The 15,600-nt window shown below is 46.7% G+C and carries 16 protein-coding genes and 1 other RNA gene; 12 read left to right on the top strand and 5 right to left on the bottom strand.

The features are described from left to right. The first annotated feature begins 8 nt into the window (after positions 1 to 8). From FD974_RS08780 to rnpB, 7 genes are all read left to right on the top strand, one after another. Positions 9 to 662: a DUF502 domain-containing protein gene (locus tag FD974_RS08780; protein ID WP_215364316.1), complete on the top strand. Its 654-nt coding sequence runs from the start codon at positions 9 to 11 to the stop codon at positions 660 to 662. Positions 663 to 678: 16 nt separating this feature from the next. Next, entirely contained in the window at positions 679 to 2,478 is a 1,800-nt protein-coding gene (aspS, locus tag FD974_RS08775) for an aspartate--tRNA ligase (RefSeq protein WP_215364315.1), read from the top strand. Positions 2,479 to 2,500: 22 nt separating this feature from the next. Beyond that, positions 2,501 to 2,959 (top strand): dihydroneopterin triphosphate diphosphatase, encoded by a 459-nt coding sequence (gene nudB / locus FD974_RS08770; protein ID WP_215364314.1) that lies wholly within the window; start codon positions 2,501 to 2,503, stop codon positions 2,957 to 2,959. Between the two features lie 9 nt (positions 2,960 to 2,968). Continuing rightward, a complete protein-coding gene (locus FD974_RS08765; RefSeq protein ID WP_215364313.1) occupies positions 2,969 to 4,792 on the top strand; it encodes an ABC transporter ATP-binding protein/permease in 1,824 nt (607 codons plus the stop codon). Positions 4,793 to 4,801: 9 nt separating this feature from the next. Beyond that, positions 4,802 to 6,127 (top strand): glycerate kinase, encoded by a 1,326-nt coding sequence (locus FD974_RS08760; protein WP_215364311.1) that lies wholly within the window; start codon positions 4,802 to 4,804, stop codon positions 6,125 to 6,127. Positions 6,128 to 6,137: 10 nt separating this feature from the next. Next, positions 6,138 to 7,202, top strand: coding sequence for a dihydroorotase (gene pyrC, locus FD974_RS08755; protein WP_215366828.1), 1,065 nt, complete (start codon positions 6,138 to 6,140; stop codon positions 7,200 to 7,202). A 66-nt stretch (positions 7,203 to 7,268) separates the two neighbouring features. Next, an RNA gene (gene rnpB / locus FD974_RS08750) (RNase P RNA component class A) lies at positions 7,269 to 7,575 on the top strand. On the opposite strand, the gene FD974_RS08745 is transcribed toward rnpB, so the two are convergent. Further along, the gene (locus tag FD974_RS08745) at positions 7,576 to 7,998 is read right to left on the bottom strand and encodes an OsmC family protein (protein ID WP_215364309.1); all 423 of its coding nucleotides are present in this window, start codon (positions 7,996 to 7,998) and stop codon (positions 7,576 to 7,578) included. Between the two features lie 417 nt (positions 7,999 to 8,415). Here FD974_RS08745 and rplM point away from each other — a divergent pair, with 417 nt between their 5' ends. The 4 genes from rplM to erpA all read left to right on the top strand — a co-directional run bounded on the left by rplM (position 8,416) and on the right by erpA (position 10,884). Next, positions 8,416 to 8,844, top strand: a complete 429-nt coding sequence (rplM, locus tag FD974_RS08740; RefSeq protein WP_215364307.1) for a 50S ribosomal protein L13 — start codon at positions 8,416 to 8,418, stop codon at positions 8,842 to 8,844. A 9-nt stretch (positions 8,845 to 8,853) separates the two neighbouring features. Further along, positions 8,854 to 9,255, top strand: a complete 402-nt coding sequence (rpsI, locus tag FD974_RS08735) for a 30S ribosomal protein S9 (protein ID WP_076023685.1) — start codon at positions 8,854 to 8,856, stop codon at positions 9,253 to 9,255. Between the two features lie 112 nt (positions 9,256 to 9,367). Beyond that, on the top strand, positions 9,368 to 10,426 hold the full coding sequence (gene argC, locus FD974_RS08730) for an N-acetyl-gamma-glutamyl-phosphate reductase (RefSeq protein ID WP_215364306.1): 1,059 nt from the start codon (positions 9,368 to 9,370) through the stop codon (positions 10,424 to 10,426). 83 nt (positions 10,427 to 10,509) lie between these two features. After that, complete coding sequence (erpA, locus tag FD974_RS08725) at positions 10,510 to 10,884, top strand: iron-sulfur cluster insertion protein ErpA (protein WP_215364305.1); 375 nt, start codon at positions 10,510 to 10,512, stop codon at positions 10,882 to 10,884. A gap of 14 nt (positions 10,885 to 10,898) precedes the next feature. Here erpA and FD974_RS08720 read toward each other — a convergent pair whose 3' ends face one another. Then, positions 10,899 to 12,029 (bottom strand): anhydro-N-acetylmuramic acid kinase, encoded by a 1,131-nt coding sequence (locus tag FD974_RS08720; protein ID WP_215364304.1) that lies wholly within the window; start codon positions 12,027 to 12,029, stop codon positions 10,899 to 10,901. A gap of 89 nt (positions 12,030 to 12,118) precedes the next feature. On the opposite strand from FD974_RS08720, the gene tyrS reads away from it, so the two are divergent. Further along, positions 12,119 to 13,351 (top strand): tyrosine--tRNA ligase, encoded by a 1,233-nt coding sequence (tyrS, locus tag FD974_RS08715; RefSeq protein WP_215364303.1) that lies wholly within the window; start codon positions 12,119 to 12,121, stop codon positions 13,349 to 13,351. Positions 13,352 to 13,354: 3 nt separating this feature from the next. Here the strand turns inward: tyrS and ruvB are convergent, their stop codons facing one another. The 3 genes from ruvB to ruvC are packed head-to-tail and all read right to left on the bottom strand — an operon-like array spanning position 13,355 to position 15,597. After that, positions 13,355 to 14,425 (bottom strand): Holliday junction branch migration DNA helicase RuvB, encoded by a 1,071-nt coding sequence (gene ruvB, locus FD974_RS08710; RefSeq protein WP_215364302.1) that lies wholly within the window; start codon positions 14,423 to 14,425, stop codon positions 13,355 to 13,357. A 42-nt stretch (positions 14,426 to 14,467) separates the two neighbouring features. Continuing rightward, entirely contained in the window at positions 14,468 to 15,049 is a 582-nt protein-coding gene (ruvA, locus tag FD974_RS08705) for a Holliday junction branch migration protein RuvA (RefSeq protein WP_215364301.1), read from the bottom strand. A 26-nt stretch (positions 15,050 to 15,075) separates the two neighbouring features. Beyond that, positions 15,076 to 15,597: a crossover junction endodeoxyribonuclease RuvC gene (gene ruvC / locus FD974_RS08700; protein ID WP_215364300.1), complete on the bottom strand. Its 522-nt coding sequence runs from the start codon at positions 15,595 to 15,597 to the stop codon at positions 15,076 to 15,078. Positions 15,598 to 15,600: the final 3 nt, after the last annotated feature.

Below are 15,600 nucleotides of genomic sequence, written 5' to 3'. Positions count from 1 at the left end.
ATAGGCACATGAAAAAATACTTTATCGCAGGCATCTTGGTGTGGGCACCAATGTCAATCACTATTTGGGTGATTGCAGGGGGCCTGGGTCTGCTCGACAGTGTTTTTGGCTCTGTCATGCAAGCCCTCATCACTATTTTCCCCAATCAGTTTGCTGGAGATTTACGCCATTTCCGTGAGTTACCTGGAGTGGGTATTTTGATTGTGGTGTCAGTGATCATGCTGACAGGTGTACTGGCCATTAGTTTTGCTGGGCAATGGTGGATGAAGATATGGCACCAGCTCATGAATCGCATTCCAATTGTTCGCTCCATTTACTCTAGCGTTCAACAAGTTTCCTCCACTTTATTTTCCGGTAGTGGCCAAGCTTTTAGTAAAGCTTTATTGATTCGCTACCCCCATTCTGAATCTTGGGCTATTGCATTTCAGACTGGCATTCCAGCTAAAGAGGTTGCCTCAAAGTTGGGTGAGGACTACGTGAATGTATTTTTACCCACCACTCCAAACCCCACATCAGGATTTTTTATGATCGTGCCGCGCGCCAACACTATTGAGTTAGAGATGAGTGTTGAGGAAGCGTTAAAGCACATTGTGTCCATGGGATCCGTCCCCCCCACCAGTTCAAGTGGTTTGACTGTAGCGAAGTCACCACGTCATTTTTGATTTATAGGAAATTGTTATGTCGATGCGAAGCCATACCTGCGGTCAGGTAACTGAATCACTCATTGGAAAAGAAGTTACCCTCTCTGGTTGGGTCAATCGCCGCCGCGATCATGGTGGTGTGATCTTCATTGACTTGCGTGATCATCAAGGTTTTGTTCAGGTGGTATGTGATCCTGATCGCCCTGAAATGTTTGCCTTAGCTGAGCAAGTGCGCAATGAGTTCTGTATTCAGATTAAAGGTCTGGTGCGTGCACGTCCTGCTGGCACTGAAAACGCTGATCTAGTAAGCGGTAAGGTTGAAGTGCTCTGTCATAGTTTAGTGATTTTGAATGCTTCGATCACGCCTCCATTTCAGTTAGAAGATGACAATCTTTCTGAGACCACACGCCTTACCCATCGCGTCTTAGATTTGCGTCGTCCACAGATGCAAAAGAATTTGCGTTTGCGTTATAACGTTGCAATGGAGTGCCGTCGCTATCTCGATGCTGCTGGCTTTATTGATATTGAAACACCGATGTTGACAAAGAGTACTCCAGAGGGCGCACGAGATTACTTAGTGCCATCACGCGTACATGATGGTCAGTTCTTTGCTTTGCCGCAGTCCCCACAGTTATTCAAACAATTATTGATGGTGGCTGGTTTTGATCGTTACTACCAAATTACCAAGTGTTTCCGTGATGAAGATTTACGTGCAGATCGCCAGCCTGAATTTACCCAGATCGATTGTGAAACTGCATTCTTAGATGAATTAGAAATTCGTGAGCTATTTGAAAATATGATTCGTCATATCTTCAAGGTCACCATGAATGTGGAGTTGCCCAATCCGTTCCCAACCATGCCTTATTCAGAGGGTATGGCGCGCTTTGGTTCTGATAAGCCCGATTTACGAGTCAATTTTGAGTTTACCGAACTCACAGACTTAATGAAGGATGTGGATTTCAAAGTCTTCTCTGGTGCGGCCAATCAAGCAGGCGGACGTGTAGTTGGTTTATGCGTTCCTGGTGGCGCTGAGATTAGCCGTAGTGAAATTGATGACTACACTCAATTTGTCAGCATCTATGGCGCCAAAGGTTTGGCATGGATCAAAGTGAACTCTGTTGCTGAAGGCCGCAATGGCTTGCAGTCTCCCATCGTGAAGAATTTACACGATGCTGCCATCGAAGGTATCTTGAAGCGCACTGGCGCGAAAGATGGCGACATTATTTTCTTTGGTGCAGATAAAGAAAAAGTCGTTAATGATGCTATCGGTAATTTACGTTTGAAAATTGGACATTCCCCTTGGGGCAAAGAGCATGGCCTCTCCACTGAGGGTTGGAAGCCATTGTGGGTAGTGGATTTCCCGATGTTTGATTATGACGAAGGCGAAGCTCGTTGGGTTGCTTGTCATCATCCATTCACCAGTCCTAAAGATGAGCATATGCAGTATCTAGAGTCTGATCCAGGCAAGTGTTTAGCCAAGGCATACGATATGGTGCTCAATGGAAGTGAGATCGGTGGTGGTTCTGTACGTATTCATCAAGAGGCAGTACAGAGTCAAGTATTCCGCGCTTTAAAGATTGGCGCTGAAGAAGCGCAAGCCAAGTTTGGTTTCTTGCTAGATGCTTTGCAGTACGGCGCTCCTCCACATGGTGGTATTGCTTTTGGTTTGGATCGTATTGTGACGATGATGACTGGTGCAGAATCTATTCGTGATGTGATTGCTTTCCCTAAAACGCAACGTGCACAGTGTTTGTTAACACAAGCCCCTAGTCCTGTTGACGAGCGTCAGTTACGCGAGTTGCATATTCGTTTGCGTCAAGCAGCACCAGCAGCTTAAGTTAGAGCGTACTTAAAGTATCTTGAAAATCCCCATTTCGGTTTTAGTAGTCATCTACAAATCGAATGGGGGGGTCTTGCTAATTGAGCGGGCTGATAAGGCTAATTTTTGGCAATCGGTCACCGGTAGTCTCGATTCTCCCGATGAAGATTTGGCTATAGCTGCTGCCCGGGAAGTTCATGAGGAAACGGGTATTGATGTTCGGTCACTACCTTCTGGCGCACTCCTGAATATGAATCATCAGATCGAATATGAGATCTATCCTCAATGGCGATATCGCTATGCCCCTGGCGTTACAAGCAATACAGAGCATTGGTTTTCTTTATTGGTTCCTGATAGCACTCCGATTTCCTTAGCCCCAAGAGAGCATGTTGCTTTCCAATGGCTGCCTTACAAAGAGGCTGCTAAAAGATGTTTTTCACCAAGTAATCGGGATGCTATTTTGCAGCTCTTCGCTGCACCCAGAGTAGGAAATGACTAAGATAGATTAATGAGACACTTATCAGGGCACCATCAAACTGCAGCAAACACCAAATCCTCAATGGGAAGTGATTGGCGGGTCATTCGAGATCTATTGCCCTATCTGTTGGAATATAAGTTTCGGGTTGCTATTGCTCTGACTTGCCTAGTAGCTGCCAAGGTTGCCAATCTTGGCATTCCAATATTGATGAAGCGCTTAATAGATGCGTTAAATATTAGAGCTGATTCTCCTCAAGCATTGCTAGTCGTACCGGCCGGACTCATTTTGGCTTATGGTTTACTCAGAATCTCTGCATCCCTATTTACTGAACTACGTGAGTCCCTTTTTGCCAGGGTGACTCAAAATGCAGTTCGCAAAGTGGCCTTGCAAGTATTTGAGCATCTACATGCTTTAGCGTTAAGTTTTCATTTGGCGCGTCAGACTGGTGGGGTAAGTCGCGATATTGAGCGTGGCACACGTGGTATTCAGTCGCTGATTTCTTACTCGCTCTATAGCATTCTGCCTACCTTAATCGAGTTTTGTTTGGTGCTTGGCTACTTAGCCTATGCATACGATATTTGGTTTGCTGCTATTACCTTTACTGCATTAGTGCTCTACATTGGGTTTACAGTAGTTGTCACTGAGTGGCGTACTCATTTTCGTCGCACGATGAATGATATGGATTCAAAGGCCAATCAAAAGGCCATTGACTCCTTGCTCAATTTTGAGACTGTTAAATATTTTGGTAACGAGGCTTTTGAAGCAAGCCGTTACGATCAAAACCTCATGCGCTATCAAGCGGCGGCAGTGAAGTCACAAAAATCTTTAGCTGTATTGAACTTTGGACAGCAAACGATTATTGCGGTTGGCTTGGTGTTAATTTTGTGGCGTGCAACGCTGGGAGTGATTGACGGTTCGATGACTTTAGGTGATTTGGTATTGGTCAACACCTTAATGATTCAGCTCTATATCCCGTTGAACTTTTTAGGCGTGATTTATCGGGAGATTAAGCAGGCTCTCACCGATATGGATCGTATGTTTTCGCTACTCAATACTGAAAAAGAAATTGCAGACTCCCCGCATGCAAAGCCGCTGCATATTGATAACTACAGCCGTGGCCCGGATGTACGTTTTGATCATGTTTCTTTTCATTACGATGCTAAGCGAGAGATCTTGCGCGATGTCAGCTTTCATATCCCTGCTGGGACTATTACAGCCGTAGTTGGTCAAAGCGGTGCAGGTAAAAGTACTTTAGCTCGCCTCCTGTTTCGTTTTTATGATGTGCAGTCTGGAAAAATTTTAATTGATGGTCAGAATATTCAAGATGTCACTCAAGCGAGTTTGCGTAAAGCGATTGGCATTGTTCCACAAGATACAGTCTTATTTAATGACACCATTGGCTATAACATTGCTTATGGAGATCCAGGTGCCTCAATCGAGGAGGTGCATGAAGCTGCCAGAGCGGCGCAAATTGACCGGTTTATCGAACGCCTTCCAGAGGGTTACGATACGCAGGTAGGTGAACGTGGACTCAAGCTTTCCGGTGGCGAAAAGCAGCGTGTCGCCATAGCGCGAACGCTTCTCAAAAAACCAGCTATGCTCATTTTTGATGAAGCCACATCCGCTTTAGACTCCAAAACAGAGCGCGCTTTTCAGGAAGAGTTATTGAGTTTGGCAAAAAACCGTACCACTTTAATCATTGCTCACCGACTGTCTACTATTGTGCATGCCGATCAAATATTGGTGATGGAGCATGGGCAGATAGTAGAGCGGGGCACCCATACTGATTTACTGGCGGCAAAAGGGCCTTATGCTGAAATGTGGCAAATGCAAGAACGCGCTACTCTTGATTAGAATAGTCACATGAGCCAAGCAGAATCAATCCTAAAGAATGCCTTCGCAGCCGCATTAGCAGTTGCAGATCCTAAAAAGATTGTTCCTCAGTATTTGCATCAAATATTTCCCGCGGGGCAAGAGCCTAAAGGTCGTTGTCTCGTGGTGGGTGCTGGCAAGGCGAGTGCCTCTATGGCTAGCGCAATGGAGGACTTTGCAAACCAGTGTTGGCCACAGGTGGATTTATCTGGCCTTGTGCTGACCCGTTATGGCCACGGTTCTCCTACTCAAAAGATTCAAATAGTGGAAGCTGGTCACCCGGTGCCTGATCAAGCAGGTATGGATGGGGCTAAAGAGATATTTCGTTTGGTGGGTCAATTGCAGCAAGGGGATGTGTTGATCGCTTTAATCTCTGGCGGAGGTTCGAGTTTGCTCACGCTTCCCCAGCCTGGGATCAGCATTGATGATATGCGCCAGACTACTGAAGCACTTCTGCGCTCTGGAGCTCCTATTGAGGAAATGAATGTTGTACGCAAGCACTTGTCCGCTATTCAGGGTGGAAATTTAGCCAGGCTGGCTATTGCTCGAGGCGCACGCGTAGAGGCTTTGATTATTTCGGATGTGACGGGTGATTCCCCAGCAGATATTGCCAGTGGACCATGTGCTCCTGATTACTCGACTTATCAAGATGCTCTTGATATTTTGGCTAAATACCATTTGGGAGCAGGAGCTATTCCGACTTCAGTTCCAAATCATCTGAGCCGTGGCAATGCTGGCGAAATTCCGGAGACTTTAAAAGAAGCAGATCTCAAGAATGTACAGGTCAACAATCATGTGATTGCTACCGCTTACAAGAGTCTTGAGGCGGCCGCACAATATGTGCGCGATCATGGTTATGAGCCCATCATTTTGGGAGATACGATTACGGGAGAGGCGCAAGCGGTTGGCATTGAACAAGCGGCTGCCGTTCGAGAATTATTGCAAGGCAAGCAATCAGACAAGCGTGCTGTAGCGCTGATATCTGGCGGCGAATGTACGGTGACCCTACCCGTTGGAATTAAAGGGCGTGGCGGTCGTTGCAGTGAGTATCTCTTGTCTTTACTCAATGCTAGTGAGGATATGCACAATATTGCTGCACTAGCGGCTGATACTGATGGTATCGACGGAAGTGAAAAAAATGCAGGAGCATGGTTTACGCCCCAGATTCGGAAGGCTGCTCAAGCAGAAGGATTGGTTCCCACAGAATTTTTGGCACAGCATGATTGCTATGGTTTTTTTGCACAATTGAATGCTTTGGTGGAAACTGGCCCTACACTAACTAACGTTAATGACTTTCGCATCATCCTCATCGATTGATACCCTAACTATGTCTACCAGCCCAAGCAAAATTGAATTAATTCAACCTGACGATTGGCATTTACATATTCGTGATGGGGATGTCATGAAGGATGTATTGGCAGATACAGCAAGACAGTTTGCCCGTGCCATCATCATGCCCAATCTCAAGCCTCCAGTCACTACGGTAGATTTAGCCAAGGCTTATCGTGCGCGTATTCAATTGAATCTCAAGGCCATGGGTATCAGCAGTTTTACACCCTTGATGACTTTGTATTTGACGGACAACACCTCGGCTGATGAGGTAAGAAAAGCAAAGTCTGAGGGCATTACTGCTTTCAAGTTATACCCGGCAGGCGCTACCACCAATAGTGATGCTGGCGTGAGTGACATCAAGCATTGCTATGGCGCTCTGGAAGCAATGCAAGCAGTTGGGATGCCATTACTGGTGCATGGCGAAGTGACTACTGCGGACATTGATATTTTTGATCGGGAAGCGGTGTTCATTGATCGCGTGCTAATTCCACTGCGAAAAGATTTTCCTGAACTCAAGATTGTGTTTGAGCACATCACTACTAAGCAGGCAGCTCACTATGTGCGCGATGCACAGGACTCAGTTAACCATCCCAATACGATTGCAGCAACCATTACACCTCAACATTTACTGATGAACCGTAATGCTATTTTTGCTGGTGGTATTCGTCCGCATAACTACTGTTTGCCAGTACTCAAGCGTGAAGAGCATCGCCTAGCTTTGCTTGAGGTAGCTACGAGTGGTAACCCCCGTTTTTTCTTGGGTACTGATAGTGCCCCTCATGCTAAGGGTGCCAAAGAGACGTCTTGTGGTTGCGCAGGATGCTACAGCGCCTTTAATGCCTTAGGTTTATATGCCGAGGCTTTTGAAAGTGTTGGCAAGTTAGATCGCCTAGAGGGTTTTGCTAGCTTCTTTGGTCCGGATTTTTATTCTTTGCCGCGCAATAGCAAAAAAATTACCTTGGTAAAGCAAAGTCAAGCTATCCCCGTTGAGCTTCCTTTAGGGGATGCCACAATAGTTCCACTCAGAGCGGGCGAGACCATTGCCTGGTCTTTAGCTTAAGTAACTTCTTCCTCACCGTATTCATTTTCTGACTAAATTTCTACGACTGCGTTAGACTGCAGGCGCAGAGTCAATTGGGCAATCGCCGCCTCTTTATTGAGGGGGAGGAAAGTCCGGACTCCATAGGGTAGGGTGATGGCTAACGGCCATCCACGGCAACGTGAGGAATAGGGCCACAGAGACGAGCGTATTTAGTTACGGTGAAACGCGGTAACCTCCACCTGGAGCAATCCCAAGTAAGCAGACGATGAGGCGACCCGCTGAGTCTGCGGGTAGGGAGCTTGAGCCGTCAGGTAACTGCCGGCCTAGAGGAATGATTGCCCCTAGATGCAAATCTGGGCGACAGAATCCGGCTTATCGATTGACTCTGCACTTATTCTGAAACGATATCAATGCTGTAAGTGATTTCCGCGGTTTTTGCCAACATAGTGGTGGCAGAACAGTACTTTTCATGAGAAAGCTTTATAGCCCGCTCTACTTTAGGGCGCTCTAAATCTTTGCCGGTGACCGTAAAGTGAAGATTAATTTTGGTAAAGACTTTTGGTTCTGTCTCTGCCCGCTCAGCCGTGAGTTTGACGTCGCAAGCGCTAACCGCCTGTTTTGCACGCTGTAGGATTAACACCACATCAAATGCGGAGCAACCGCCAGTTCCAGCCAGAATAAGCTCCATAGGCCTTGGGGCGCTGTTTTGGCCGCCAGCATCAGGCGGCCCGTCCATTTTAAGTTGGTGACCGCTACCAGTTTTGGCAGAAAAAGCCATTCCGCCACTACCCAACCAAGAAACTTGACATTCCATATCAGCAGCCTTATTTGTGCAAATTAATGAAGATTATCAATAGTTTACCAATTTAATTGGGTATTAAAAACCGCATTTTTGGGCCCAAAAACCACAAAAAATTGATTTTGATCAAGATTCTTGCATTGCACCATTAATCTTATGTAGAATAACCATATTGGCTCTCAGTCTTCTATAAGAGATTGTTCTGCCTCCAAGTGTCTCCTCCACTTAAACATAGGTGGATTCCAACCCAGGACTCGTTCCTGGGTTTTTTTTAGGTTACAATTCAAGGCTTTACTGAATTACCGAACCAGTCAGCGGTAATTTGTTGTACCAGTTAGATTGCAGAATCTGCGAGCTTGCAAACATAAGCAGGGCCAAGGTGGACGTAGTTTGATTGGAGTAATTTTTTTGACTATAACAATTTGAGAAATCATGAAAACTTTTTCTGCAAAATCCCATGAGGTAGTGCATGATTGGTTCGTGATTGACGCTACGGACAAAGTCCTCGGTCGTGTCGCCAGTGAAGTGGCACTCCGTCTACGCGGCAAGCACAAGCCTGAATACACCCCACACGTTGATACTGGCGACTTTATTGTTGTCATCAACTCTTCTAAGCTGCGTGTCACAGGCACTAAAGGCTTGAACAAAATTTATTACCGTCACAGCGGATACCCAGGTGGTATTAGCTCGACTAACTTCGACAAGATGCAAGATCGTTTCCCAGGTCGCGCTTTAGAGAAGGCTGTGAAGGGTATGTTGCCAAAAGGCCCACTAGGCTATGCCATGATCAAGAAATTGAAAGTCTACGGCGACGCCAATCATCCGCATGCGGCTCAACAGCCAAAAGCGTTAGAGATTTAAGGAAACCAAATGGCTATTAATTACGGAAATTGGAATTACGGTACAGGTCGTCGCAAGAGCTCTGTAGCACGTGTATTCATTAAATCTGGCAAAGGTGAGATTACTGTTAACGGTAAGCCTATCGATGCTTATTTTGCTCGCGAAACATCACGCATGATTGCTCGTCAGCCTTTGGCTCTCACAGCCCACTTAACGACCTTTGATATCAAAGTAAACGTGAGTGGCGGCGGTGAAACTGGCCAAGCTGGTGCAGTTCGTCACGGTGTTACTCGTGCATTGATCGACTACGACAACGCATTGAAACCAGCCCTGTCTAAAGCAGGCTTGGTGACTCGCGATGCTCGTGAAGTTGAGCGTAAAAAAGTTGGTCTGCATGGCGCGCGTCGTCGTAAGCAGTTCAGCAAGCGCTAATTCTTTCAGTCGCTTTAGTTTTATCAAAAGGGTCGCACAAGCGGCCCTTTTTGTTTCTACAATCTAGGTATTAAAGAAATACAATTCATCAGTCGGTATTTTGGAGAATGACATGATTAAAGTGGGCATCGTCGGCGGAACTGGATATACCGGAGTGGAATTACTGCGTTTGTTGGCGCAGCATCCCGAGGTCAAAATTCAGGCCATTACTTCTCGCACAGAAGCGGGTATGGCAGTTGCGGATATGTTCCCTTCTTTGCGTGGTCGCATTGATCTTAAATTTACGACTCCTGACGAAGCGAAGTTGACCGAGTGCGATGTGGTGTTTTTCGCCACTCCACACGGTGTTGCGATGGCACAAGCTCAAGAATTATTGGCTGCAAATGTGAAGATTTTGGATTTGGCTGCTGACTTTCGCTTAAAAGATATTGCTGAATTTTCTAAGTGGTATGGCATGGAGCATGGCTGCCCAGATATCTTGACTGAGGCTGTTTATGGATTGCCAGAAATCAATCGTGAAGAAATTAAAAAAGCACGCGTAGTGGGTTTAGCGGGCTGTTACCCAACTTCTGTACAGCTTGGCTTAGCTCCCTTGCTCTCACCAAAGTCGACTGGCGGCAAGCAGTTGATTGATGGCACCCATATTATTTCGGACTCTAAGTCAGGCACATCGGGCGCGGGACGTAAGGCAGAAATTGGCACCTTGTTATCTGAGGCTGGAGATAATTTCAAGGCTTATGGTGTTAAAGGGCATCGCCATTTGCCGGAGATCGTGCAAGGCTTAAAGGCCATTGCAGGCCATGATCAAATTGGCCTAACCTTTGTGCCTCATTTAACCCCAATGATTAGGGGCATTCATTCGACTCTTTATGTGCGCTTGACTGATGCTGGCAAGGATGTGGATTTCCAAAAGCTGTATGAAGATTTCTATAAAGGCGAGCCTTTTGTAGATGTGATGCCGGCAGGCAGTCACCCAGAAACCCGTTCAGTAAGGGGGAGTAATGGCCTACGGATAGCGATTCATCGTCCTGGTGGCGGGGATACCCTAGTCATTTTGGTGGTGGAAGACAATCTGGTGAAGGGAGCTTCGGGCCAAGGGGTTCAGTGCATGAATTTGATGTTTGGTTTGCCTGAGACAACTGGATTGACACAGATAGCTGTTTCTCCATAATGGAGAGGGGTATAAAGACCCTTCAGCAAGCTGGGCATTAAAAGCCTAAAATAAGACATCGCCTTTTGAATTGGGAGTAAATCATGACCGAATTAGCCACACAAACTACTGCAGATTTAGCTGAGCCACCAGTGCCTTTGGTGTTTACAGATAGTGCTGCTGCAAAAGTAGCTGACTTGATTGCTGAAGAAGGCAATCCAGAATTAAAGTTGCGTGTCTTTGTTCAAGGTGGTGGTTGCTCTGGATTTCAGTATGGCTTCACATTTGATGATGCCGTCAATGAGGATGACACTCAGTTTGAAAAGAATGGCGTTACTCTCTTAGTAGATTCAATGAGCTTCCAATATTTAGTGGGCGCTGAGATTGATTACAAAGAAGATATCAATGGCTCTCAGTTTGTGATTAAGAATCCAAATGCGCAAACTACTTGTGGTTGCGGATCTTCTTTCTCTGCTTAAATAAATTTAATTACTTAAGCAGGATAACAAGCGCCTAGAATTCTAGGACTCTTCGCTCCCGTAACGGCTGGCAAATTTGCTGGCCGTTTTTCTTTATGGGCCCAAGCAAGCCATGCAAAGGCAAGACCTTCCACTAGCTGTGGATCAATGCCTAGCGCATCACTAGTCATGATCTCCAGTGTGTTTTTAAATAAGAGTTCAGCTCGGACTTTAAATAAATTGAGTAGGGAAATGTTGCGCACACCACCACCGCAGATAATCAGAATCTGGGTTTGCGGGGCATAGCCCTTTAAGGCATGCAAGGCTGAATCTACTGTTAATTGCAGCAGTGTGGCTTGAATATCTTCGGCGTTGATATTGTCCGAGCCAACTTGCTTTTGCAACCACTCTAGATGAAAGTCATCACGGCCCGTGCTCTTTGGCGGTACTTTTGAAAAAAATGAATCCTCCAACATTCTTGATAACAGTGCTTGATTGACATTGCCTTGGGATGCCCAAGTACCGTTCTCATCAAAGGCATGTCCTTGTTGATCCGCAATCCACGCATCCATCAACATATTGGCTGGGCCACAATCAAATCCAGTGACATTGCCATCTTTGGGAAGAAGTGTCAGATTGGCAATCCCACCAAGGTTGAGAACAGCAACATTCTCCTTGGAGGAAAATTGCTGCGCATGAAAGGCTGGCACTAGAGGCGCACCATGACCACCTGCTGCTAAATCACGACTTCTAAAGTCCGCGATGACATCAATTCCAGTGAGTTCCGCTAATAGGGCTGGATTGAGAGTTTGATGGGTATAGGCCAGGTGACGAGCAAGATCAGCTTGGTGACGAATAGTCTGACCATGGGCGCCAATGGCGCTGATATCTGCAGGAGAAAGCTTGGCTTGGGTGAGTAATTGCTTGACTGCATCCGCATAGGCTAGTGCTAAGGCGTTACTGGCTTGGTTTTCTCGATGAATCTCGTTTGGCCCGGGGGTCTGGAGATCCAGTAGAGCTTTACGTAATTCAGGGCTAAAGGCAACACTTACGGAGTCCAGAAGGGATGTCTCCCCGGAGACTTCAATCTTTGCCAGCACGGCATCTATCCCATCTAGGCTAGTGCCAGACATCAGGCCAATATAGAGAGATTGAGGCTTATTCATGCAGTATCAGGGCTTTATTCTCAGGAATGCGACAATTATGCTTTAGCAATCTAAATACTAATTTAACCGAATCAGTTACTCAATTTCGCATGACGGCTAAACCAGAACAAAAATACCCACTGACCCCTGAAGTTTTTGCGGCCCTTGAAGTCACTAAACGGGGTTGTGATGAGCTATTGGTTGAGGCGGACTGGATTCAGAAGTTGGCTAAGAGCCAGGCTACAGGTACGCCTTTGCGTATTAAGTTGGGGTTAGATCCAACAGCGCCTGATATCCATTTGGGCCATACCGTTGTTTTAAATAAATTACGTCAGTTACAAGATTTAGGGCACACCGTGATTTTCTTGATTGGTGACTTTACCAGCATGATTGGTGATCCCTCTGGACGCAATGCAACCCGTCCCCCACTGACTGCTGAAGAAATCGCTGTCAATGCGCAGACCTACTATCGTCAGGCTAGTTTGGTGCTCGATCCTGCTAAAACTGAGGTGCGCTACAACAGCGAGTGGTGCGACCCTCTAGGTGCACGCGGCATGATTCAGTTGGCAGCACGCTATACCGTTGCCCAAATGTTGGAGCGTGATGACTTTACCAAGCGCTACCGTAGTGGCGTACCGATCTCTGTGCATGAGTTTTTGTATCCATTAATGCAAGGTTATGACTCTGTTGCCTTGAAGAGTGACCTAGAGCTCGGTGGTACGGATCAGAAATTTAATCTCTTAGTTGGGCGCGAGCTCCAGCGTGAGTATGGCCAAGAGCCGCAATGTATTTTGACTATGCCACTGCTGGTTGGCTTGGACGGCGTGGACAAGATGAGTAAGTCCAAAGGCAATTACATTGGTATCAGCGAGCCTTCTAGCGAGATGTTTGGCAAGATATTAAGCATCTCCGATGAATTAATGTGGGATTACTTCACATTACTGTCATTCCGCCCGATGACTGAAATTGACTTAATGAAACAAGAAGTTGCTGCTGGCAGAAATCCTAAAGATTGCAAAGTACTGCTTGCACAAGAAATCGTTGCGCGCTTTCATTCTCAAGCTGCGGCAGAAAAAGCGTTGGAAGACTTTAATCACCGTGCTAAAGGTGGAATCCCAGATGACATCCCAGAAGTAACGTTGTCTGGATCGCCAATGCAGATCGCCAATCTTCTGAAAGCTGCTGGCTTAGCACCATCTACTTCAGAGGCCAATCGCAACATCGAACAAAACGGTGTGAAGATTGATAGCGTAACAGTTGCTGATAAGCAATTGAAAGTTGAAGCTGGTACTTATGTGGTTCAGGTTGGCAAGCGTAAGTTTGCTAAGGTAACTCTGAGCTAAGCCTTAGATCTCAAGGCTGGCTGAACTGCTCGGTGGCGTTAAGCCAAAGTGCTCATAGGCTAGCCGAGTAGCCATTCGGCCGCGCGAGGTTCTTTGTAAGTAACCTTGCTGAATGAGGTATGGCTCTAGAACATCTTCAATGGTGTCGCGCTCTTCACCAATCGCTGCAGCCAAGTTATCAATACCTACAGGGCCACCATCAAACTTATGCAAGATGGCTTCGAGTAGTTTTCTATCCATCACATCAAAACCACTTGGATCCACATCGAGCATCTTGAGTGCAGCGTCTGCCATTTCTTTGGTAATGGTGCCAGTGCCTTTGACTTCAGCATAGTCACGTACCCGACGTAATAGGCGATTGGCGATACGAGGGGTACCGCGCGCACGCTTGGCAATTTCTACCGAACCATCTGGATCAATACTTGCCTTCAGTAAGCTGGCTGAACGATTGATGATTTTGGTGAGCTCTTCAGTGGTGTAGAACTCAAGCCTTGCGACAATGCCAAAGCGATCACGCAAGGGATTGGTGAGCATGCCAGCACGAGTTGTTGCGCCGATTAGGGTAAAGGGCTTAAGGTCAATCTTGACGCTACGTGCTGCAGGACCTTCGCCAATCATGATGTCTAGGCTGTAGTCCTCAAGTGCCGGGTACAAAATCTCTTCAACTACTGGAGAGAGACGATGAATCTCATCAATAAAGAGCACATCGTTTGCTTCTAAATTGGTTAGCAAAGCAGCGAGGTCACCAGGTCTATCAAGAACAGGGCCGCTAGTCTGGCGTAAGTTCACGCCAAGCTCTCTGGCAATAATGTGGGCTAGGGTAGTTTTACCAAGTCCTGGAGGGCCAAAGAGTAGAACGTGATCAAGCGCTTCTTGACGAGCTCGAGTCGCAGTAATAAAGATTTCTAATTGGGCTCGAGCCTTAGTTTGGCCAACATACTCATCAAGCTGTTTTGGGCGTAGGGCTCTTTCGAAGACGGCTTCCGAGTTTCCGGCTGCACCGCTAACGATGCGGTCATTGCCTTCTGGTAAATCTTCTGGAATTGAGCTGAGGTCTTCGGTGTGGATTGCCATGCTACAAGTGTAGTGCCTATTAAGGAATGCTTCTATTGAGAATTAAGCTTTAGACAAATACTTTAAACCCATACGAATACCATCTGAAACACTCGTATCTGGCGGAATTTGTTTGAGGGCTAGTAAGGCCTCTTTTTCTGAATAGCCTAGCGCAAGCAGGGCTTGTAAGATTTCACTGCTCGCCTCAATCGCTTGTGGCTTGCCACCAGCTATACCCAGATCAGGAGCCAATTTACCTTTGAGCTCCAAACAAAGCCGTTCAGCCGTTTTTTTGCCGATGCCGGGAACTTGAGTCAGACGACCCGCCTCTTGCATAGCAATGGCTTGAGAAAGTTCATTAACGCTCATGCCCGAGAGTACTGCTAGGGCTGTACGAGAGCCAACGCCGCTAATTTTGATGAGTTGCCTAAATGCCTCGCGTTCAGTTTCTGTGGCAAAGCCAAACAGTTGTTGCGCATCTTCACGAACCTGAAAATGTGTCAAAAGTGTAATTTTTTGATTAGCTTCTGGTAGTTGATACAGGGTACTCATTGGCACATCGATTTCATAGCCAACGCCTTGGCAATCGACCAAGAGGCGGGGTGGATGAACTGAAACGAGAATGCCTTGTATGCGACCAATCATGTAAAGATCTTAACCTGTTTATCTTGTTATTTCTTACTAGTCTTTTTGGGCGCAAGAGCAGTAGTAATTGCTTTCGGAATCTGGGCATGATGCGCAGCGCAAATGGCTACTCCCAAAGCATCGGCCGCATCGGTTCCAGGGGCACGGCTGAGACGCAGTAAGCGCTTCACCATTTCTTGAACTTGAGGCTTAGTAGCTCTCCCGGTTCCCACGATGGACTGCTTCACCCGGAGTGCGCTGAACTCCGCAACGGGAAGTTTGTCTGATACCAGGGCTGCAATCACTGCGCCTCGTGCCTGGCCTAGCATCAAGGTAGAACGAGGATTGACGTTCAGGAATACCTCTTCAATGGCAGCAGATTCTGGATGATAGGTTTCCAAAACTTCTTTGATGCCGGCATACAGGGTGCCTAAACGCTCTGGCAAGCCTTTAGCAGGATCACCACTCTCAATCGTTCCAGAAGCAACGTAGCTCAGTTTTTGGCCATCAACATCAATGACGCCAAAACCTGTTGTTCGGAGACCTGGGTCGATTCCTATCCAGCGCATGGG

Source organism: Polynucleobacter sp. es-EL-1 (assembly GCF_018687975.1).
Taxonomy (GTDB): domain Bacteria; phylum Pseudomonadota; class Gammaproteobacteria; order Burkholderiales; family Burkholderiaceae; genus Polynucleobacter.
Note: the sequence above shows the minus strand (reverse complement) of the source record. Positions and strands in the feature narration are given on the sequence as shown.